The sequence below is a fragment of the Streptomyces sp. NPDC006296 genome, from assembly GCF_040613235.1.
In the GTDB taxonomy this organism is placed as follows: Bacteria; Actinomycetota; Actinomycetes; order Streptomycetales; family Streptomycetaceae; genus Streptomyces.
Window position 1 is genome coordinate 221100 of sequence record NZ_JBEXRT010000004.1, and the last position, 20672, is coordinate 241771.

Sequence of the window (20672 nt, forward strand, 5' to 3'; positions counted from 1 at the left end):
ATCATGGCAGCAGGCGTCAGCAGCGTCATCCCTGTCACACCTGTCGTGCGCGTGTTCATGATCACCCCAGCGGGTCCGGCGCGGCCCGCCGGTCCGCGGCGCGCGCGCCCAGCGGCCCGGCGTCGACCCCGGCCCGGTCCAGCACCTCGACCGCGCGGCACCGCGGATCCGCGGCCAGCGCCGCGAGCAGGTCGAGACCGTCGGCCTGGAGCTCCCCGCGCCGGAGCGCGCTCCGGGCGGCCCGGTCCATCGCCGAGGCCGCCGAGGGGGACCACCCCTCCCCCGCGGGCGCCCGCACCGCCGGGAACCCGCCCGAGTCCTCCTGGGTACGCTGCCAGCGCAGGCCGTACCCGATGCTGCGCTGCACGAGGTATCCCAGCACCCGGGCCAGCTGCGGACCGCCGTCGAAGACCTCGCGGACCGCGGGGTCGGACTCGACGAGCGCGTGCAGGAGGTGCGCGGTGTCGACGTGCCGGTCGCCGTCCCGCACCGCCCGCCTGCGGGCACCGGTCACCACGACGGTCATCACCGGACTCAGCGCGGCACCGGCCCACGGGTGGTTCGGCGGGGCCTGCTCGGGAATTCCTGACGTCCGGATGTGCACATCTCCACCACATCACCCACCGGGGACGGAAACATCCCCGGAGCGGCCCATCCGTCCTCCCGCAGAAGTCGGGGGCGGGAGGGGGCCGCCTCATCCCTGCGGATGAGAACAGCCGTCACGGACCGCGGTCGCCGCCCCCGCGCCGGACGGAAGAAGGGCCCCACGAGAGGGCCCTTCTCCGGCTGTGCGCACCGCACGGCTCAGTCCTCGTCGGCGAGGATCAGGTACAGCTTCTTGCGGGCGTCGTTGATCACCGTGAGCGCCTTCTGCCGCTGGTCGGCCGAGCCGGTCTTCCAGACCTGGCCGAACGCCTCCATCAGACCGAATCCGGCCTGCCGGATCTCGTTCACGCCCTCCCAGTCGACGCCGCGGCCCGCTTCCTCCCAGGGGGCGTCCGGGCCGGACTCGGCCTCGCTCCGCCCGAGGTCGGTGAGGGTGAAGAGCTTCTTGCCCCCCTCGCTGGCACTGGTGATCAGGCCCTCGTCCTCCAGCAGCTGGAGGGTGGGGTACACCGAGCCGGGGCTGGGCTTCCACGCCCCGCCGCTGCGCTCGCCGATCTCCTGGATCATCTCGTAGCCGTGCATCGAGCGGTCCGTGAGCAGCGCGAGGATCGACGCGCGCACATCACCGCGCCGCGCCCTTCCCCGGCCCCCTCCCCGCCCGCGCCCGCCACCGAAGGGCCCGCCGCCGAAGGGCGGTCCGAACGGTCCGAACGCGGCGCGGCCGCCTTCGAATTCTCCCCTGCCGGCGCCTCGGCGCCCGGGTCCGCATCCGTGGTCGTTTCCATGTGAACGCATGACGCGCTCCTTTCTCATCGTGATGCCGCGACTCTTCTTTGAACTGTCGCGATGCCTCAACGATATATCGGAACCTGTCGCACGGCAAGGCTCGGCCCGGGGGCCCCTCCCCCGGGCCGCCGGTACGGGACGGACGGTGGACCGCCCCGGCCTGTCGCGCCTACGGTCGGCCCCATGAGGATCCGTATCGTCGACGCGTTCACCGACCGCCCGTTCTCCGGGAACCCCGCCGGGGTCGTGCTCCTGGACTCCGGGCCGTTTCCCGAGCCGGAGCGGCTTCAGCGGGTGGCCGCCGAGGTGAACCTCTCGGAGACCGCGTTCGCCCATCCGCTGCCACCGGGCGGTACGGCCGACTGGGCGCTGCGCTGGTTCACCCCGGCCACCGAGGTCGATCTGTGCGGGCACGCCACGCTCGCCGCCGCCCACGTCCTGCACACCACCGGACGGGCGACCGGCACGGTGCGCCACGCCACCCGCTCCGGGGTCCTGCGCACGACCGCCCACGACGACGGCACCCTGACGCTGGACTTCCCCACGGCGCCGCTGACCCCCGTGGCCGCTCCGCCGGGACTGGCCGACGCGCTCGGCGCGGCGCCGCTCTCCCTCCACGACACCGGCGAGCACGTCGGCGACCTGCTCGTGGAGCTGTCCGACGAAGCGGCCGTACGGGCCCTGCGCCCCGACTTCGGCGCGCTCGTCGCCTGCTCACGGCGCGGGGTCGTCGCGACGGCCCCGGCCGAGGACCCGGCGGGTGCGTACGACTTCGTCTCGCGCGGCTTCTTCCCGGCGGTCGGCATCGACGAGGACCCGGTGACCGGGAGCGCCCACACCGCGCTGGCGCCCTTCTGGGCGGCCCGGTTCGGCCGCGACGACCTCGTGGGGCTTCAGGCGTCCGCCCGCTCCGGCCTGGTCCGCACCTCGCTGCGCGGTGCACGCACCCTGCTGACCGGCGGCGCCGTCACGGTGATCGACGGGGAGCTGCTCACCGGTCTCTGAGGGGCCGGCGGACGGGCCCGCCCCCTCACGGGGTGGGCAGCCAGCCCACCTTGCCCGCGAGCAGCGCGTAGCCGACGAACGCCACGATGTCGAGCAGCGCGTGCGCGACGACCAGCGGTCCGACGCGCCCCCAGCGCCGGTACAGCAGCACGAAGACGACGCCCATCACCAGGTTCCCGATGAAGCCGCCGATGCCCTGGTACAGGTGGTAGGAGCCCCGCAGCACCGAGCTGGCCACCAGGGCGGCCGTCGGCGTCCACCCCAGCTGTCCCAGCCGCCGCAGCAGGTAGCCGAGGACGATGACCTCCTCCACGAGCGAGTTCTGCAGCGCGGAGAGGATCAGTACGGGGAACTTCCACCACACGTCGGGCAGCGACTCCGGCACCACCGTCAGGTTGAAACCGGCGGCGCGCGCGACGAGGTAGAACGCCAGCCCCGCACTGCCGATCCCCGCCGCGACCAGGGTGCCCCGGCCGAGGTCACGGCCCGGCCGGGTGCGGTCGAGGCCCAGGGTCCGCAGCCCCGCCCCCTCGCGGAGGAGCAGATGGGCGACCAGCGCGACGGGCACCAGCGCGGACGCGATGCCGAACAGCTGCCAGGCCAGGTCCAGCCACGGCCGCCCGGGCGCGTAGGACCCGTTCAGCGTCGCCGCCTGGTCCTTGAGGCCCCCCGGTTTCGTCAGCGACCCGATGAAGCTGATCAGGGCGGACACCCCACTGGCCCCGAGCGAGAGGGCCAGCACGAGGAGCGTCTCCGACCGCAGGACGCGTCGGCTCGCCCCCTCGTGAGGAATGGATTCAGCCACGCGCCCCGCCTCCACCTGTACGGCCTCCGTCAGCCCTGTGTCGCCCTGAGGTCTGTCCCGCGGTCCCCGGCCGGCGCACGCCGACGGCCACGGCACCTCGCCGGGACGTCCGCGTACACCCGGTACGCGGACGTCCACCGCCGCGCGGTGCTCCGCCGACGGAGCGCGCCGGTCCACCGGGGACCGCGCTGATCACCCGAGACTACGGGACGGCTCCCGGCGTGCCCGACGGGATCGCGGGGCGGGGCGCCGGGCGTCCCTGCTCAGGGGGCGGGGAACCCGACCGGCCAGGTGTGCACCGGCTCGCCGGACTGCATCAGCTCGCCGTAGCGCCGGGTGGTGGCCGCAAGCGCGCCGTCCCGTCCGAGGCCCGCCTGCAGGGCCCGGTGATAGGTGTCGACCTGCCAGGAGGCACCGTTCACCCCGAGCCTGCAGCGCTCCTCGATGACGCCGAGATAGCGGTCGCGGTCGGCCGGTTCGATGTTCCAGGCATCGAGCCCGGCGGCGGCGAGCGGCAGCAGCTCGTCACGGACCAGTTTCACCGCCGGCACCTTCGTCACCCCGCCGGAGCGGCCGGGGCGCGGCCAGAGCAGCTCGGCCTCGATCCCGTGGCGGCAGGCGGCGTCGAAGTTCTCGGCCGCCGCCTCGAAGGGCAGCTTCGACCACACCGGCCGGGACTCGTCGGCGAGCGCGCGCACCAGCCCGTAGTAGAAGGCGGAGTTCGCGATCACGTCGACGACCGTGGGCCCGGCGGGCAGGACCCGGTTCTCCACCCTGAGATGGGGAACGCCGTCGGCCAGCCCGTACACCGGCCGGTTCCAGCGGTAGACCGTGCCGTTGTGCAGGACGAGCTCGCCGAGCGACGGTACGCCGCCCTCGTCCAGGACCCGCAGCGGATCCTCCTCGTCGCAGATCGGAAGCAGCGGCGGGTAGAAGCGGACGTTCTCCTCGAAGAGCTCGTACGCCGAACTGATCCAGCGCTCCCCGAACCAGGTCCTGGGGCGCACCCCCTGGTTCCTCAGCTCCGGCGGCCGTACGTCCGTGGCCTGCTGGAACAGCGGTGGCCGCGACTCCCGCCACAGTTCCTTGCCGAACAGGAAGGGCGAGTTGGCCCCGAGGGCGATCTGCACGGACGCGATCGCCTGGGCGGCGTTCCAGACGTCGGCGAAACGGTCCGGCGTCACCTGCAGGTGCAACTGGACCGAGGTGCAGGCCGATTCCGGGGCGATCGACGCGGAGGTCGCGACCAGTCGTTCGACCCCCTCGATATCGAGGACGAATTCCTCGCCCCGGGCGGCCGCCATTTGGTCGTTGAGGAGCGTGTAACGGTCCACGTCCGACAGGTTCGCCGAAACCACGTCCTCGCGCCCGAGCGTCGGCAGGATGCCGATCATCACGATCCCGGCGTCGACCTCGGCGGCCTTCCGGTGGGCATAGGCGAGTCCGGTGCGCAACTCCTCCGCCAGCTGATCGAATACCCGGCCGCTCAGCCGGTGCGGAAGAATATTCACTTCCAGGTTGAACATCCCCAGCTCGGTCTGGAAATCCCGGCTGGCGATGCGCCGGAGCACTTCCGCATTACGCATGCTCGGCATGCCGTCCGCACCCGCGAGATTCAGCTCGATCTCCAGCCCCATGAGATTCCTGGGGCGATCGAACCTCCGCTCCGACAGAAGCCTCTCCAGTCCCGTCAGGCACTGGTTGAGCTTCTCGCGGTACGTCTGCCGATCGGACGGGGTGAACCCACCCGCCTCGATCTTCTCGCCCATCGAAGGGTCCCTCCTCGAGTGGGCGGCCCGCGGCACAGGCCGCTCGTATCACGATCGATAGTGCCCCGCCGGGATGATCCGTAACGCCCCCGCGGCCGACGAGCACCCAGTAGTCTTGGAGGCAGAGCCGGAGGCACATTCCGAAGGCATGGCGGGTATGCGGTGAGCACGATCAGGCCGCGGAGTGGAAACACCGGCGTATTTCAGCCTACCGCCGCACCGGGAAAACACCTGGCGAGAAGGTCCGGGGCCACCCGGAATCCACAGATTCCGCGCAATTCAAAGACCCGAATCCGCCTTGCGGACCATACCCGGCGCGAGTAGCCGAAACATAGTGTGAACATTTGTCGTATAAACTCTGCGCACGAGGCAGAGAGTTGACGCACCGGCCCGTCCGCCCGTCACCGGCCCCGCACGCCGACAGCGCCGTCTGCACCCGCCCATGCATCACCGTGTCTCCGAAGTGAGAGGCAACCCACCATGCCGCTGCATGTCTTCCCGGCCCCAGCGCCCGCTCTGCGCAGCGTTCTCGCGGCCCTCGGTTCTCCCACCGCGGTCCGCGAGGCCGCCCGTACGCCCGCCCTCCGGTCCGCCCAGGGGCCGCTCAGTCCCGAACTCCCGCTGCCCGTGCACGTGCTGGACCGGATCGTGCCGAACGAGGCGGCACCGCGCACCCGCCTCGCCGGCTGGCGCTTCCTGATCCGCAGCGGTGAGCGCGCCGTCGCCGCGGCGGACACCATGCTCACCCCGGACGGCTGGACCTTCTCGCACTTCTTCGAGGGTCCCTACATCGTCTCCACGGAACTCGCCGTGCGCCAGGCGGAGTCGACGGCGGCGCACTACCAGCCGCGCCTGCTGTCGGTACCGGAGCTGTACATGTTCACGCTGTGGCTGCACCAGGACGTCGAGGGCGACGCCGGCGCGGGCACGCTCGCGCCGAACGACGTGCTGGTCCCGCTGGCACCGGCACCTCCGGGCATCACGGCCTACCGCCCGCACCGGGTCGCGGACCTGCTGCCGGTCATGACCCTGCGGGTCACCCCGGCCCCGCTCCCGGACCTGCCCGAGCTCCCCGGTCTCCTCGGGTCGCCCGCCTGACCGCCGGACGCCCGTCGCGCCCCCGCCGATCCGCTCGGCGGGGGCGCACCCGTACCCGTCCGGGCTAGTCCGGTCAGGTCACCCCGAACCATCCGAAGGGACGGTGCAGTTGCGCCGAGCCGTCCGCCCGGGTGACGCGCCGGGAGAGGAGAACGGCGGCTACCGCGAAATCCCTGCGGAACGGCGCCCGTAGGGCAACACTGGGTCCGGCCGACCTGATACGGGGCCGGTCATGACGATCCCGTCCCGCCGCAGGACACTCGATTCGACGCAGCGAAAGAACCCCTCCATGTGCCAGCACCAGCCTCCCTGCCCCACCGCTGAATCCAACGACCGTGAAGCCGCGCGCCTGATGGCTCACCACCCGGAACAGGGCTGGAGCCTGCTGTGCAACGGCGTCCTGCTCTTCGAGGACACCGGCGAGCTGCTCCCGGACGGGAAGATCATCGCTCCGCACCGGCCGCTGCGCAGCGGCCGGGTCGCGAAGGCCGCCTGACCGGGGGCGGACGGACGGGGGCCGGCCCGGAGGATCCTCCGCACCGGCCCCGACAGGTGCCCACCGGCCCGAAGGCCGCCCCCTACTGGTCGTACGCGTCCAGCGGCGGGCAGGAGCAGACCAGGTTCCGGTCACCGAACGCCCCGTCGATCCGGCGCACCGGCGGCCAGTACTTGTCCGCCGGCGTCACGCCGGCCGGGAAGACCGCCTCCTGCCGACTGTAGGCGTGGGTCCACTCCCCGCCGAGCGCCGAAGCGGTGTGCGGGGCGTTGCGCAGCGGGTTGTCGTCCGCGCTCCACTCCCCCGAGGCGACCTTGTCGATCTCGCCGCGAATGGCGATCATCGTGTCGCAGAACCGGTCGAGCTCGGCGAGGTCCTCGCTCTCCGTCGGTTCGATCATCAGGGTCCCGGCGACCGGGAACGACATGGTCGGCGAGTGGAAGCCGTAGTCGATCAGCCGCTTGGCGATGTCGTCGATGCTGACGCCGGTCGCCTTGGAGACCGGCCGCAGGTCGACGATGCACTCGTGCGCGACCAGCCCGGCCGGGCCGTTGTACAGGATCGGGAAGTGCGGTTCGAGGCGCTTGGCGATGTAGTTGGCCGCCAGCACGGCGACCTGCGTCGCACGCTTCAGCCCCTCGCCGCCCATCAGGCGCACGTACGCCCAGGAGATCGGCAGGATGCCGGCGGAGCCCCACGGAGCGGCCGAGATCGGGCCGACACCGGTCTCCGGACCCGCCGCGGGCTGCAGGGGGTGGTTGGGGAGGTACGGCGCCAGGTGGGCGCGGACCCCGACCGGGCCGACGCCCGGGCCGCCGCCGCCGTGCGGGATGCAGAAGGTCTTGTGCAGGTTCAGGTGGGACACGTCGCCGCCGAAGTGCCCCGGCTTGGCGAGACCGACCAGCGCGTTGAGGTTGGCGCCGTCCACGTAGACCTGGCCGCCGGCGTCGTGCACCTCGCCGCAGATGTCGGCGACGTGCTCCTCGAAGACGCCGTGCGTGGAGGGGTAGGTGATCATGAGCACCGCGAGCTCCTCGCGGTGCTTGGCGATCTTGGCCCGCAGGTCCTCTATGTCGACCTCGCCGTCGTCGGCCGTCTTCACGACGACGACCTTCATCCCGGCCATGACGGCGCTCGCGGCGTTGGTGCCGTGCGCGGACGAGGGGATCAGACAGACGGTGCGTCCGTGGTCCCCGTTCGCCCGGTGGTAGGCGCGGACGGCCAGCAGCCCGGCGAACTCGCCCTGCGAGCCCGCGTTGGGCTGGATGGAGACGGCGTCGTACCCGGTGACCTCGGCCAGCCGCTCCTCCAGCTCACGGATGAGGGTCAGGAAGCCCTGCGCCTGCTCGGCCGGCGCGAAGGGGTGCAGCGCGCCGAACTCGGGCCAGGTGATCGACTCCATCTCGGCGGTCGCGTTGAGCTTCATGGTGCAGGAGCCGAGGGGGATCATGCCGCGGTCCAGCGCGTAGTCGCGGTCGGCGAGCTTGCGGAGGTAGCGGAGCATCGCCGTCTCGGAGCGGTGCTGGTGGAACACCGGGTGGGTCAGCACGGCGTCGGTGCGCAGCAGCCCCTCGGGCAGCGCGTCGGCGGTCCGGTCGTCGAGCGCCTCGATGTCGCCACCGGCGCCGAAGGCGGCCCAGACGGCGGCGATCCGGGAGCGCGTGGTGGTCTCGTCGCACGCGACGGAGACGTGGTCGGCGTCGACCGTGCGCAGGTTCACCCCGCGCTCCCGCGCGGCGGCGACCACCTCGGCGGCCGCGCCGGGCACCCGCACGGTCAGGGTGTCGAAGTACGCGTCGTGCACCACCTCGCTCCCGGCGGACCGCAGTCCCTCGGCCAGGATCGCGGCGAACCGGTGGGTACGCCGTGCGATCGTCCGCAGCCCCTCGGGGCCGTGGTAGACGGCGTACATGCCCGCCATGACCGCCAGCAGGACCTGCGCGGTGCAGATGTTGCTGGTGGCCTTCTCACGGCGGATGTGCTGCTCACGGGTCTGGAGGGCCAGCCGGTAGGCCTTGTCGCCGTCCGCGTCGACGGACACCCCGACGAGGCGGCCGGGCAGGCTGCGGGCGAACTTCTCGCGCACCGCCATGAACCCGGCGTGCGGTCCTCCGAAGCCCATCGGCACACCGAACCGCTGGGTGGTGCCCACGGCGATGTCCGCGCCCAGCTCGCCCGGCGAGGTCAGCAGGGTCAGGGCGAGCAGGTCGGCGGCGACGGACACGATCGCGCCCAGCTCGTGCGCCTGCTCGATGACGGGCGCGAGGTCGCGCACCGCACCGGAGGCGCCCGGGTACTGGAGCAGCACACCGAAGACACCGCGCTCGACGGTCTCCGCGGGGATGCCGTCGGTGAGGTCGGCCACGACGACCTCGACGCCGGTCGGCTCCGCGCGGGTCCGGATCACCGCGACGGTCTGCGGCAGGGTGTCGGCGTCGACCAGGAAGACGCCGCCCTTCACCTTGCCGACCCGTCGCGCCAGGGCCATCGCCTCGGCGGCGGCGGTGCCCTCGTCGAGGAGCGAGGCGCCCGAGGTCGGCAGCCCGGTGAGGTCGGCGACCATCGTCTGGAAGTTCAGGAGGGCTTCCAGCCGGCCCTGCGAGATCTCCGGCTGGTACGGCGTGTAGGCCGTGTACCAGGCGGGGTTCTCCATGACGTTGCGCAGGATCACCGGCGGGGTGAACGTGCCGTAGTAGCCGAGGCCGATCATCGGTGCGAGCACCTGGTTGCGGTCGGCGAGGCTGCGCAGCTCGGCCAGCACCTCGGCCTCGGTGCGCGCGCCGGGCAGGTCCAGCGCCTCGGCGCTCTTGATCACGTCGGGCACCGCGGCGGCGGTGAGCTCGTCGAGGGAGCCGTAGCCGACCTGGGCGAGCATCTTGGCCTGGGCCCCGGCATCGGGCCCGATGTGGCGCTGCTCGAACGGAATGCCCTGCTCCAGCTGGGGGAGCGGAGTGCGACGGGGGGTCATGATGGAGGCCTCCTGGTCTGCCACGACCTGCGAGGGGCGCCACGGCGTGGCTGCCCTAACGGCCTCCCCCTCTGTCATCTCGACCTGAGAGCTTCACCGGCGCACCCGGGGGCGTGCCGGTTTTCACCGTCGGTGAGGGCGGCGTCCGTGGCGGCTCGTGCCGTACGGATGCAGCCCTGCTTTCCAGAGTGACCTCGTCCGTGCGGTACGGGGGCCTGAGAGATTCCGGGGAGGAGTTGCTCCTTCGGCGCCCCCGGATCGCTCCGGAGGACTCTCCCGCACAGGGTCAGCAGCCGTCTTCCAGCCTACCAGCGGGGCGAAGAGGGCCGTCTCGAGTGGCCGACGGTGCGGATGTGGCTTTTCGTAGAGCCTGTGGAGCAGCCGCGACCACCTGATGCCGTCGTGAACAGTGGGAGGCACCGTGCAGACCGACATCGATCCGCGCAGCCTGATCGGCCGCAAGGCCTTCGACCGTCAAGGTGCCAAGATCGGGACGGTGGACGAGGTCTACCTCGACGACGCCACGGGGGTCCCCGAGTGGGCGGCCGTCCGCACCGGTCTCTTCACCAGGGACGCGTTCGTCCCGCTGGAGCCGAGCGAGTTCGTCGACGGTGCCCTCCTGATCCCCTTCGACCGCGGCCTGATCAAGGACGCGCCGGACTTCGGGGTGGGCCGCCACCTGTCCCCCGAGCAGGAGCTGCAGCTCTACCGCCACTACGGACTTCAGTCCTCCCCCGCGTCGGAACCGGGCCCCGACCGGGACTTCGGCAGGCTGGCCGGCCAGGAGGAGTAGTCCTCCGGATCGCGCACCAGGGGCTGGGGACCGGCGGGGCGCAGTGCCGGGTCGTCGACACGGAACGTGCGGACCCGCCCGGGCGGGGTCCACGGCTCCTCGAAGCGGACGGTGACCCGGCCGACGCCGCTGCCCTGCACCCAGCCGTTCCCGTGCACGTCGTGCCGTACGTCGGTCCCCGCCGACCAGCGCCGGGTGGCCGGCGGCTCCTCGCTCTCCCGGGCGTCCGTGCCGGCGGCCTCCCCCGCGGCGCCCCCGTCCCGCTCCTCCGGGCCGTCCTCCACGGGGGCCGGTCCCCCGGCCGCGTGCTCCGCGTCGGCGGCCTGCGCGAAGAGGTCCTCCTGCGTGTAGTCCGCCAGCCCCGTGACACCGACCCCGAGCAGCCGCACCCCGCCGGTCGTGTCGACGGCCTCCAGGAGCCGCGCGGCGGCCTCCCTGACCACCGTCGGGTCGTCCGTGGGGCCGCGCAGCGTCTCGGACCGGGTGAGCGTGGAGAAGTCGTAGCGGCGCACCTTCAGGACGACGGTGCGCCCGGACCGCCCCGCACCCCGCAGCCGCCCCACGCACCGGCCCGCGAGCCGCTCCACCTCCGCCCTGACCCGCACACGGTCGTGCAGGTCCACGTCGAAGGTGTCCTCGACCGAGACGGACTTGGCGCCCCTCTCGGCGACCACGGGACGGTCGTCGTGGCCCAGCGCCATGCGGTACAGCGAGACGCCGTGCGCCCTGCCCAGCAGCCGCACCAGCTCCGCCTCGCCCGCGTCCGCCAGGTGGCTGACCAGGGTCATGCCGGCCCGCCGCAGGTGGTCGCCGGTGGCCGGCCCCACCCCGGGCAGCACCCGCACGGACATGGGCCCCAGGAGCTCCCGCTCGGTCCCGGGCTCGATCAGCAGCAGTCCGTCCGGCTTCGCCTCCTCGGAGGCGATCTTGGCCAGCATCTTGGAGCCGGCCAGCCCCACGGAGCCGCTCAGCCCGGTGACGGCACGGATCACGGTCCGCAGCTGCTCCCCGATCGCCCGGGCCGACGCCGAGTCGTCCGCCGCCCCGCCGGCCTCCAGGTCGACGAACGCCTCGTCCAGACTGAGCGGTTCGACCAGCGGTGACAGCCGCCCGAGCAGCTCCATCACCTGGTCGCTGACCGACCGGTACAGCGCGAACCGCGGGACGAGGTAGGCCGCGTTCGGCGCGAGCCGCCTGGCCTGGGCCATCGGCATCGCCGAGTGCACGCCGAAACGCCGTGCCTCGTACGACGCGGTGGCGACCACGCCGCGCAGGCCCAGACCGCCCACCACCACCGGTTTGCCGCGCAGGCTCGGCTTCGCCGCCTGCTCCGCAGCGGCGTAGAAGGCATCCATGTCGAGGTGCAGGACGGTGGGCGCGGCTCTCACACGGACCGATGGTGCCCTACGGCACTGACAACCGCCCCGCCCGGCCTCCGCGCCACGCCGCCCGGCCCCGCCGGCTCAGCCCGCGCGGTTGCGCCGCCGCGCCAGTTCGTCCGCGGGATTGTGGCCGATCAGGGTCTCCCCGGTGTCGACCCGCTCCCCGTGCAGCTGGGACAGCGCCGCGTCGACGTCCCGCCACACGACGCCCACGGCGATCCCGAAGACCCCCTGGCCGCCCTGGAGGAGACTGACGACCTCGTCCGGTGAGGAGCACTCGTAGACCGTCGCCCCGTCACTCATCAGCGTCATCCGCTCCAGATCCGTGAACCCGCGCGCCCTGAGGTGCTGGACGGTGGTGCGGATGTTCTGCAGGGCGACCCCGGTGTCCAGGAACCGCTTGACGATCTTGAGGAGAACCACGTCCCGGAAGCTGTAGAGACGCTGTGTCCCCGACCCGTACGCCGGACGTACGCTGGGCTCCACGAGCCCCGTACGCGCCCAGTAGTCGAGCTGCCGGTAGGTGATCCCGGCGGCCGCGCACGCCGTGGGCCCCCGGTAGCCGATGTCCCCTGTCGCCGCTCCGCCCTCCGCAGCCGGCTGAACCGGCTGTCCGATGGAGTGGTCGGCCGCACCACCGTGCTGCCGGTACGGCCCACCCGCAGCCGTACCGTCGCCGCTACTTCTCACGCCGACCTCCGTCCTAGACCTGCCACCTCGAAGGTAGGCAGTCACCCGGGGTGCGTCAACGATCGCCACACTCGGCACGCCGAGTGATAATCACCCTGAGGGTGGTTTCCCGTGACTGGTTTACGGGAAAGGCTTGCCGGATGCGCTGACACAGCCACCGTGGGACGGTCACTGGCTGTTGGTACCGAAGTCCTCCGGCGAGATCTGGTCGAGGAACTCGCGGAACTTCTCCACCTCGTCCTCCTGCTCGTCCGGGATGGCGATACCCGCGTCGTCGAGCACTCCGTCACTGCCGTAGATCGGCGTGCCGGTGCGCAGGGCGAGCGCTATGGCGTCGGAAGGACGCGCGCTCACCTCGACCCCGCTGGCAAAGACCAGCTCCGCGTAGAAGACCCCTTCTCTGAGGTCCGTGATGCGGACCTCGGTGAGCTCCTGGCCGACGGCCTCGAGCACGTCCTTGAAGAGATCATGGGTCAGCGGCCTGGCCGGAGCCATGCCCTGCTGGGCGAAGGCGATCGCGGTCGCTTCCCCAGGGCCGATCCAGATAGGGAGGTACCGGTCGCCTCCCACTTCACGCAGGAGCACGATCGGTTGGTTGGAGGGCATTTCCACCCGGACACCCACAACGTCGAGCTCGTTCACACAGCAACCCTAGGACGTGCCCGCCATGTTTGGATAGTCGGGATCCTCCAGCCTCAGTGGAAGCCGGCCTTCAGAGCCGTCTGCACCAGGGCGGCGTGGAGGCGCACGGCAAGGTCGGCGAGCTCCCGCGCGGTGGCCTCCGCATGGACTCTGGTCTGCGGATTCCTGTGCCGGCGCAGCGGCGCGACCACCTGTTCGACCAGGCCCGCCTCGCGCTCGGCGGCGGCTTTGACGGCCCGCAGGTGCCGAGGTTCCAGACCGAATCTGCCCAGATCCGCCACCAGACGGGCCACGGTCACCGCCTCGGCGTCGTAGCTCCCGCCCGGCGCGGCCACGATCAGCCCGTACGACTCCCACTCGTCGAGCTGCTCCGCGGTGGCCTCGGTGGCGGCCAGGAGCTCGGCACGCCCGATCCGGGCGGCGGTGGCCCGGCCGGCCTCCTGGTCCCCCAGGACGTCGCCGGGGTCGCCCTGACCGCCGCCGGACGGCAGCGCGGCCGTCTCGCCGCGGGCCAGGGCGTCCAGGTGCTCACGGATGACCTTGAGCGGAAGATAGTGGTCCCGCTGCATCCGCAGGACCTGCGCCAGCCGCTCGACGTCGACCGGACCGAACTTCCGGTATCCCGACGGCGTGCGCCGGGGCTCGATGAGCCCCTCCGCCTCCAGGAAACGGATCTTGGAGATGGTGACTTCGGGAAACTCGTCGCGCAGCTGCAGGAGCACCGTGCCGATGCTCATCGTGCGCTGATCCGCGGAGGCGGTGCCGTGACCGGCACCGCCTGTCGATGTTCGCAGCATGGACCTTCCTGGGGTCCCCCCGGACGGCGTCCGGGGGAGGGTCACACGCCCCGCTGGCTCGCGTAGAAGACCAGCCGGTACTTCCCGATCTGGACCTCGTCGCCGTTGGTCAGCGCGACGGAATCGATGCGCTCGCGGTTGACGTAGGTGCCGTTGAGGCTGCCGACGTCGCCCACCGTGAAACTACCGTCCGGAGCCCGGTGAAACTCCACATGACGCCGCGACACGGTCACGTCGTCGAGGAAGATGTCACTCTGCGGGTGCCGGCCGGCCGTCGTCAGGTCGCCGTCCAGCAGGAAACGGCTGCCCGAGTTCGGACCGCGCCGGACGACCAGGAGCGCGGAACCCGCCGGGAGGGCGTCGACCGCGGCCTGGGCCTCCGGGGAGAGGGAGGGGACGGCGGTCTGGCCCGTCGCCTCCGCTTCGTACGCCTCGATACCGGAGATCGAGATCGTCGAGGTGGTCTCCGAGGGACGCTCGGGAACCCCGCCCCGCAGCGGCGTACCGCAGTTGGAGCAGAACCGGCTGTCCTGGGCGTTTCGATGCCCGCACCGCGTGCAGACCGGCAGGGAAGAGCCCTCCCCTGCGGGGGTGAACGCTCCACCCGTACTCGAGGCCGATGAGTCCCCGAAACCTATGCGCCCTGCACCACCGGGGTCGGCGGACGACGCGCCGGCACCACCGGCGACCTCGTCGCGGAACAGCGGACGCTCCGAGCCCTGCTCCTCGGCACCCTCACCCGGGCGCGGAGCACGGTGGCGGGCAGCGTTGGCGCTGTCCTCGCGGGCACTCTTTCCGAACAACTTCGCAAACAACTTCACGGGCGTTTCCCCTTGACCGAAATAGACCCGCCCGTGGGGCAGGACGAACCCTGAACGAACACACCTGCCGACCCGGACATCCTCACAACGTCCGTATCCACCCGACAGTTTCCACCACGCGTCACCGATCTGTTGCGCCGACCCCCCGCAACGTGGTGCCCGAGTCCTCCGGGCACCGCGCACCGGCCCTTCACTGCGACGACGACCGAGCGTAATCAGGCTGCTTCGCCGGTCGCAAGGCGTCGACGACGATGTCGTCGGCGCGCACGACCTCCGCCGTGGCCTGCTCCTTCTCCAGTGTCTGGACCACGCCACCGGGGATGTTCAGCGCAGGCTCCAGGTCCTGCGGCTTGCCGATGACCTTGAAGGCGTACGGGGCCCCGACCTTGCGGCCGTCCACCTTCAACTGTCCCCCGTCACCGGAGAAGTACGTGTTCGCGACCACCCGGACCCCGTTGACCTGGATCGCCTCGGCGCCCGCAGCCCGCAGCTCCTGGATCGTGTCGAGCAGCATGTCCGCCTCCACCGCCCCGCTCGGATCGCTGATGGTCAGCGTGATGCCGGGCCCGTGCGCCGCGACCGTACCCGCCAGGATACCGAGCTGGCGCTCCTTCTCCAGCGTCTGCTTCCTGGCCTCCTCGGCCTGGTCGGAGCTGTTCTCCAGCTCCGTGCGCTGGGCGTCGAGGCGCTGCTTCTCGTCCTCGAGGCGCTCGGTGCGGTTGTCGAGCTCGTCGAGGATGCGGACGAGGTCCTCCTGGCGCGCTCCGCGCAGGGCGCTGTTGTCGCTGTTCGACCGGACCTGGATGGCCAGCCCCAGGCCCAGGACGAAGAGCAGGAGCGCGACGATCAGTTGGGCCCGGCTCACCCGGGGCGGCCAGAGGCCCGCCCGCAGCCGCTGGCGTCCGGTGGCCTCCTCGGGCTCGGACGGGGCCGCGGGGTGCGCGGACGGGGCGGACGCCTCGGGAGGCAGCGCGCCGGCGTGGCGGTGCTCCCCGCCCGGATTCTGTCCCTGGTTCATCGGCCTCACGCCCGGAAGACGTGCCGGCGGATGGCCGCGGCGTTGGAGAAGATGCGGATCCCGAGCACGACCACGACGCCGGTGGACAGCTGGGCCCCGACGCCCAGCTTGTCCCCGAGGAAGACGATCAGGGCGGCCACCACGACGTTGGACAGGAACGACACCACGAAGACCTTGTCCACGAAGATCCCGTCGAGCATGGCCCGCAGGCCGCCGAAGACGGCGTCGAGCGCGGCCACCACGGCGATCGGCAGGTAGGGCTCGACCACCGCCGGCACTTCGGGCCGGACCAACAGTCCGACCACGACTCCCACGACGAGGCCCAGTACGGCGATCACGATGTGCCCTTCCCTGTGTCTGCCGCACCACTGCCCGTGTCTGCGGCCTGAGGCTCTGCTGTACGTACGATCAGGCTGGGCGCGGCCGGAAGGCGCACCGTCTGCTGCTCGGAGAGGCTGGTGCGGATGTCGAAGCTCTCGTGCAGCGCTTGAAGATACTGGCCGTCGGCGCTGTCCCGGAAGGCCGTGCCGAGCTTCTTCCCGTCCCCCACCGCGAGCACCGTGTACGGCGGCACGAGCGGCCTGTTGTCGACCAGTATGGCGTCGCCCGCCGCCCTGATCGCCGAGAGGGCCGTCAGCCGCTGCCCGTTGATGGCCACGGCCTCGGCGCCGGACTGCCACAGTCCGTTGACCACGCGCTGCATGTCCCGGTCGCGCACCCGTCCCGTGTCGGCGAAGCCGGTGGACTCACGGGGCCCGCCCCCGCCCTGGTCGGTGTCCTCGGCGTCGTCCACGACCAGCTTGATCCCCGGTCCCTCGACGGGGGTCGCCCCGGACAGCAGCGCCACCAGGCCCCCCTGGTCCCCGCCGTGCTCCTGGAGCGCCTTGCGCTGCCGCTCGCCGACGTCCTTGCGGAGTTCCTCGACATCGGTCTCCAGCGTGTCCGCCGTGGTCGTCTCGGCGTTCACACGGTCGATGAGCTCCTCGCGCTCCTTGGCCACGACCGGTGCGGCGACCTGGGCCTCGGCCGCGCCGAGCGTCACCACCAGGGCGGCCAGCACCAGGCCTCCGGCGAGCCCGAGCTTCGCCTTCAGCGTGCGGGGCATCCCTTCGGCGCCCTCGGAACGCCGTCGCGCCGACGCCTCGGCGTACCCCTCGTCGAGGCTGTGTTCCATCACGGTGGTCAGCAACGACATCGACGCGTCCGGGCGAGGACGCGTCGGAGCGCTACTCCGATCGGGGGGCGGCTGCGACATGCCGCACATCGTCGCACGTCATGCCCGCCGCCGCCGAATGCCCCCACCGCAGGTCCGGACGCCGCGGCACACGGCGTCCGGACCGGTGCTCCCGCGGGTCAGTCCCCCGCGCTGTCCACGACCGCCGCCCACTCGTCGAGCAGGGCCTGGGCCGAGGCGTCGTCGGGGCCCTCCGCCCACAGGTGGGTGACCGCCTCCGACGGGTCGGGCAGCACCATCACCCACCGGCCGTCGGTCTCGACCACCCGGACACCGTCGGTGGTGTCCACGCTGCGCTCGCCCGCGGCCTCCACGACCCGGCGCATGACGAGACCCTTGACCGCCCACGGCGTGGCGAGGTCGCGCCGCAGCACATGGGCACGCGGGATCCGGGCGTCGATCTGGCTGAGGGTGAGCTGTGTCCTGGACACGAGGCCGATGAGCCGCACGAACGCCGCCGAGCCGTCGAAGACGCTGCTGAACTCGGGGACGATGAACCCGCCCCGGCCGTCTCCTCCGAAGATCGTGGTGTCCTCGCGTCCCACCCGGGTCAGGTCGTCGGGCGACGTGGTCGTCCATTCCACCTGCGTGCCGTGGTAGGCCGCGACCTGCTCGGCGACGCGTGTGGTGGTCACGGGCAGGGCCACGCGTCCGCTCCGGCGCTCGGCGGCCACCAGGTCGAGCATGACCAGCAGGGCCCGGTCGTCCTCAATGATGCGGCCCCGCTCGTCCACGAGGGACAGCCGTTCGCCGACCGGGTCGAACCGCACCCCGAAGGCGGCCCGCGCCGACGAGACGATTTCGCCGAGGCGCACCAGACCCGCCCGCCGGGACTCGGCGGACTCGGTCGGCCGGGACTCGTCGAGCCCCGGGTTGATCGTCAGGGCGTCCACCCCGAGGCGTCCGAGCAGGCTGGGCAGCACGAGCCCGGCGCTGCCGTTGGAGGCGTCCACGACCACCTTGAGGCCCGCGTCGGCGATGCCCGCCGTGTCGACGTTGCGCAGCAGGGAGCCCGTGTAGGAGTCGAACACGCTGGACGGGAAGTGCAGGTCCCCGATCTCCCCGGGGAACGCCCTGCGGTACTCCTGGCGGGCGTAGACCCGGTCCAGCTTCCGCTGCCGCGCCTGGGAGAGGTCGGCGCCCCGCTCGTCGAAGAACATGATGTCGACGGAGTCCGGCACCCCGGGGGACGTACGGATCATGATGCCGCCGGCGCTGCCCCGCGCGGTCTGCTGACGGGCCACCGGCAGCGGCACGTTCTCCAGGTCCCGTACGTCGATGGCACTGGCCTGCAGGGCCGAGATGACCGCCCTCTTCAGGGCACGGGCACCGCGGGAGTGGTCTCGGGCGGTGGTGACCGTCGCCCCCTTCTTCAGGGTCGTCGCGTAGGCGCCGGCCAGCCTGACGGCGAGCTCCGGGGTGATCTCGACGTTCAGGATCCCGGACACCCCGCGGGCACCGAAAAGATTGGCCTGGCCCCGCGACTCCCAGATCACCGAGGTGTTGACGAAGGCGCCGGCCTCGATGGTCTTGAACGGGTAGACCCGGACGTTGCCCTGGATGATCGATTCTTCACCGATCAGGCACTCGTCACCGATCACGGCGCCGTCCTCGACGCGGGCGGCGCGCATGACGTCGGTGTTCTTGCCGATCACGCAGCCGCGCAGGTTGCTGTGCTCCCCGACGTAGACGTTGTCGTGGACGACCGCGCGGTGGAGGAAGCCGCCGGACTTCACGACGACGTTCGATCCCACGACCGTGTGTTCGCGGATCTCGGCGCCGGATTCGATCTTGGCGTAGTCACCGATGTACAGCGGCCCCCGGAGCACGGCGTCGGGATGGACCTCGGCCCCTTCGGCGACCCAGACGCCCGGCGAGATCTCGAAGCCGTCGAGCTCGACGTCGACCTTGCGCTCCAGCACGTCGGCCTGGGCCTTGACGTAGCTCTCGTGCGTGCCGACGTCCTCCCAGTAGCCCTCCGCGACGTAGCCGCAGATCAGCTTGCCGTCCTCCATGAGCTGCGGGAACACGTCGCCCGACCAGTCGACGGAGGTGTCGGCCTGGACGTAGTCGAAGACCTCGGGCTCCATGACGTAGATGCCCGTGTTCACCGTGTCCGAGAAGACCTGGCCCCAGGTCGGCTTCTCGAGGAAGCGCTCCACCTTGCCGTCCTCGTCCACGATCGTGATGCCGAATTCGAGGGGGTTCGGCACCCGGGTCAGGCACACCGTGACGAGCGCGCCCTTCTCCTTGTGGAAGGCGATGAGATCCGTGAGATCGAAGTCGGTGAGGGCATCGCCGGAAATCACCAGGAAGGTGTCGTCCTTCAGGGCCTCTTCGGCGTTCTTCACGCTTCCCGCGGTACCGAGCGGCTTCTCCTCGTTGGCATAGGTGAGCTCCATCCCGAGCTCTTCGCCGTCGCCGAAGTAATTCTTGACGAGAGAAGCGAGAAACTGGACGGTCACAACTGTTTCGTTGAGCCCATGCCTTTTCAGCAGCCGAAGCACATGCTCCATGATCGGCCGGTTGGCCACGGGCAGGAGCGGCTTGGGCATACTTGAGGTCATGGGGCGAAGGCGGGTGCCTTCACCGCCTGCCATCACGACGGCCTTCATGTCGGAAACGTCCTCCTCGAAGAGACGACGGTCTGGCCGACTTCACCCGTCGGGGCGACACCAAGACTTCAGGTGCGGGCCGGCGACACTGCACGGCGCCACGTCAACGAGCTAATCGGCTGCTCGGTCCGCCTTCACCAGTCGGCGGACCTGGACCACGTACAAGATTCCTGCCCACCAATAGAGGGTTGTACCCCATCCGGCGAACGCCCATCCGAAAATGGTGCCCAGCGAAGCAAGCGAACCACTTCCGTCGCTGAGCAGCAACAAGGGGAAGGCGTACATCAGGTTGAAGGTTGCAGCTTTCCCGAGGAAGTTCACCTGGGGCGGCGGATAGCCGTGCCTGCGCAGGATTCCGACCATGACGAGGAGCATCAGCTCCCGTGCGAGGAGTGCGGCGGTCAGCCAGAGGGGCAGGATCTCCCGCCAGGTGAGCCCGACGAGCGTCGACAGGATGTAGAGCCGGTCGGCGGCCGGGTCCAGGAGCCGGCCGAGGCTGCTGATCTGGTTCCACCGGCGGGCCAGCTTGCCGTCGAGGTAGTCGCTGATGCCGCTCAGCATCAGGACCAGCAGCGCCCATCCGTCGCTGTTGGGCCCGCCGAACACGGGGCGGAGGATCAGCCACAGGAAGAGCGGTACGCCGACGAGGCGCGCCATGCTGAGGATGTTGGGGATGGTGAGTACTCGGTCCGTCTGAACTCGAGTCTCCTGGACCTCCACCCGGGGGCCTCCTGTGAAGAACGTGCCGATGATGCCCCCTGACCCTACCCCTCGTCCTCACCCATCGGTGCGGAGGGGTGCGAGGCGCCGGCGCCGGTCGGTCCCGGAACGCAGAAAAGCCCCGTGCCACAAGGGCACGGGGCTTTCCCGGAATAATTGTTCGGCGGCGTCCTACTCTCCCACAGGGTCCCCCCTGCAGTACCATCGGCGCTGAAAGGCTTAGCTTCCGGGTTCGGAATGTAACCGGGCGTTTCCCTAACGCAATGACCACCGAAACACTATGAAATTAACCAACACCGGAACACAACACGGCCGTTCGTTATTTCAGAACTAACACAGTGGACGCGAGCAACTGAGGACAAGCCCTCGGCCTATTAGTACCAGTCAGCTCCACCCGTTACCGGGCTTCCACATCTGGCCTATCAAC

Annotated in this window: 19 protein-coding genes, 1 rRNA gene and 1 riboswitch; of the genes, 4 read left to right on the forward strand and 16 right to left on the reverse strand. The window is 71.1% G+C overall.

Translation table 11 applies throughout. The features are described from left to right. Positions 1-61: 61 nt before the first annotated feature. The gene (locus ABZ172_RS04720) at positions 62-526 is read right to left on the reverse strand and encodes a Clp protease N-terminal domain-containing protein (protein WP_356880185.1); all 465 of its coding nucleotides are present in this window, start codon (positions 524-526) and stop codon (positions 62-64) included. A 278-nt stretch (positions 527-804) separates the two neighbouring features. Then, entirely contained in the window at positions 805-1401 is a 597-nt protein-coding gene (locus ABZ172_RS04725; protein ID WP_356880188.1) for a PadR family transcriptional regulator, read from the reverse strand. 174 nt (positions 1402-1575) lie between these two features. Here ABZ172_RS04725 and ABZ172_RS04730 point away from each other — a divergent pair, with 174 nt between their 5' ends. Further along, a complete protein-coding gene (locus ABZ172_RS04730) occupies positions 1576-2397 on the forward strand; it encodes a PhzF family phenazine biosynthesis protein (RefSeq protein WP_356880190.1) in 822 nt (273 codons plus the stop codon). Positions 2398-2422: 25 nt separating this feature from the next. Here the strand turns inward: ABZ172_RS04730 and ABZ172_RS04735 are convergent, their stop codons facing one another. Both ABZ172_RS04735 and ABZ172_RS04740 read right to left on the reverse strand, forming a co-directional pair. Next, positions 2423-3202, reverse strand: coding sequence for a CPBP family intramembrane glutamic endopeptidase (locus ABZ172_RS04735; RefSeq protein WP_356880192.1), 780 nt, complete (start codon positions 3200-3202; stop codon positions 2423-2425). A 263-nt stretch (positions 3203-3465) separates the two neighbouring features. After that, positions 3466-4971, reverse strand: coding sequence for a glutamate-cysteine ligase family protein (locus ABZ172_RS04740; RefSeq protein ID WP_356880193.1), 1506 nt, complete (start codon positions 4969-4971; stop codon positions 3466-3468). 480 nt (positions 4972-5451) lie between these two features. Here ABZ172_RS04740 and ABZ172_RS04745 point away from each other — a divergent pair, with 480 nt between their 5' ends. Together ABZ172_RS04745 and ABZ172_RS04750 are read left to right on the forward strand one after the other, a co-directional pair. Further along, positions 5452-6069, forward strand: coding sequence for a hypothetical protein (locus ABZ172_RS04745; RefSeq protein WP_356880195.1), 618 nt, complete (start codon positions 5452-5454; stop codon positions 6067-6069). A gap of 289 nt (positions 6070-6358) precedes the next feature. After that, positions 6359-6565, forward strand: a complete 207-nt coding sequence (locus ABZ172_RS04750) for a DUF5999 family protein (protein WP_356880239.1) — start codon at positions 6359-6361, stop codon at positions 6563-6565. A gap of 82 nt (positions 6566-6647) precedes the next feature. Here ABZ172_RS04750 and gcvP read toward each other — a convergent pair whose 3' ends face one another. Then, a complete protein-coding gene (gene gcvP / locus ABZ172_RS04755) occupies positions 6648-9533 on the reverse strand; it encodes an aminomethyl-transferring glycine dehydrogenase (RefSeq protein WP_356880197.1) in 2886 nt (961 codons plus the stop codon). A 193-nt stretch (positions 9534-9726) separates the two neighbouring features. Then, positions 9727-9822, reverse strand: a riboswitch (glycine riboswitch). A gap of 132 nt (positions 9823-9954) precedes the next feature. Between gcvP and ABZ172_RS04760 the strand changes: the two genes are divergently transcribed. Further along, positions 9955-10326 (forward strand): PRC-barrel domain-containing protein, encoded by a 372-nt coding sequence (locus tag ABZ172_RS04760; protein ID WP_356880199.1) that lies wholly within the window; start codon positions 9955-9957, stop codon positions 10324-10326. Here the strand turns inward: ABZ172_RS04760 and ABZ172_RS04765 are convergent. From ABZ172_RS04765 to rrf, 11 genes are all read right to left on the reverse strand, one after another. Next, positions 10257-11714 carry a DNA polymerase IV gene (locus tag ABZ172_RS04765; protein ID WP_356880201.1) on the reverse strand — a complete coding sequence of 486 codons (1458 nt, stop codon included), beginning with the start codon at positions 11712-11714 and terminating at the stop codon, positions 10257-10259. The two genes, ABZ172_RS04760 and ABZ172_RS04765, sit on opposite strands and share 70 nt — an antisense overlap. A 75-nt stretch (positions 11715-11789) precedes the next feature. Continuing rightward, complete coding sequence (locus ABZ172_RS04770; protein ID WP_356880203.1) at positions 11790-12398, reverse strand: MerR family transcriptional regulator; 609 nt, start codon at positions 12396-12398, stop codon at positions 11790-11792. A 168-nt stretch (positions 12399-12566) separates the two neighbouring features. After that, the gene (locus ABZ172_RS04775; RefSeq protein ID WP_006123076.1) at positions 12567-13040 is read right to left on the reverse strand and encodes a bifunctional nuclease family protein; all 474 of its coding nucleotides are present in this window, start codon (positions 13038-13040) and stop codon (positions 12567-12569) included. Between the two features lie 53 nt (positions 13041-13093). Further along, positions 13094-13837: a MerR family transcriptional regulator gene (locus tag ABZ172_RS04780; RefSeq protein ID WP_356880205.1), complete on the reverse strand. Its 744-nt coding sequence runs from the start codon at positions 13835-13837 to the stop codon at positions 13094-13096. Between the two features lie 41 nt (positions 13838-13878). Next, positions 13879-14658, reverse strand: a complete 780-nt coding sequence (locus ABZ172_RS04785) for an FHA domain-containing protein (RefSeq protein ID WP_356880207.1) — start codon at positions 14656-14658, stop codon at positions 13879-13881. Positions 14659-14848: 190 nt separating this feature from the next. Then, complete coding sequence (locus ABZ172_RS04790) at positions 14849-15676, reverse strand: DUF881 domain-containing protein (RefSeq protein ID WP_356880209.1); 828 nt, start codon at positions 15674-15676, stop codon at positions 14849-14851. A 5-nt stretch (positions 15677-15681) separates the two neighbouring features. After that, positions 15682-16014: a small basic family protein gene (locus tag ABZ172_RS04795; RefSeq protein WP_003970459.1), complete on the reverse strand. Its 333-nt coding sequence runs from the start codon at positions 16012-16014 to the stop codon at positions 15682-15684. Then, on the reverse strand, positions 16011-16871 hold the full coding sequence (locus ABZ172_RS04800) for a DUF881 domain-containing protein (RefSeq protein ID WP_356880211.1): 861 nt from the start codon (positions 16869-16871) through the stop codon (positions 16011-16013). The genes ABZ172_RS04795 and ABZ172_RS04800 overlap by 4 nt, the downstream gene beginning before the upstream one ends. A gap of 158 nt (positions 16872-17029) precedes the next feature. Next, positions 17030-19525, reverse strand: a complete 2496-nt coding sequence (locus ABZ172_RS04805) for a mannose-1-phosphate guanyltransferase (protein ID WP_356880213.1) — start codon at positions 19523-19525, stop codon at positions 17030-17032. Positions 19526-19636: 111 nt separating this feature from the next. Then, on the reverse strand, positions 19637-20245 hold the full coding sequence (locus tag ABZ172_RS04810) for a CDP-alcohol phosphatidyltransferase family protein (RefSeq protein ID WP_356880215.1): 609 nt from the start codon (positions 20243-20245) through the stop codon (positions 19637-19639). 158 nt (positions 20246-20403) lie between these two features. Then, positions 20404-20520, reverse strand: a 5S ribosomal RNA gene (gene rrf / locus ABZ172_RS04815). Positions 20521-20672: the final 152 nt, after the last annotated feature.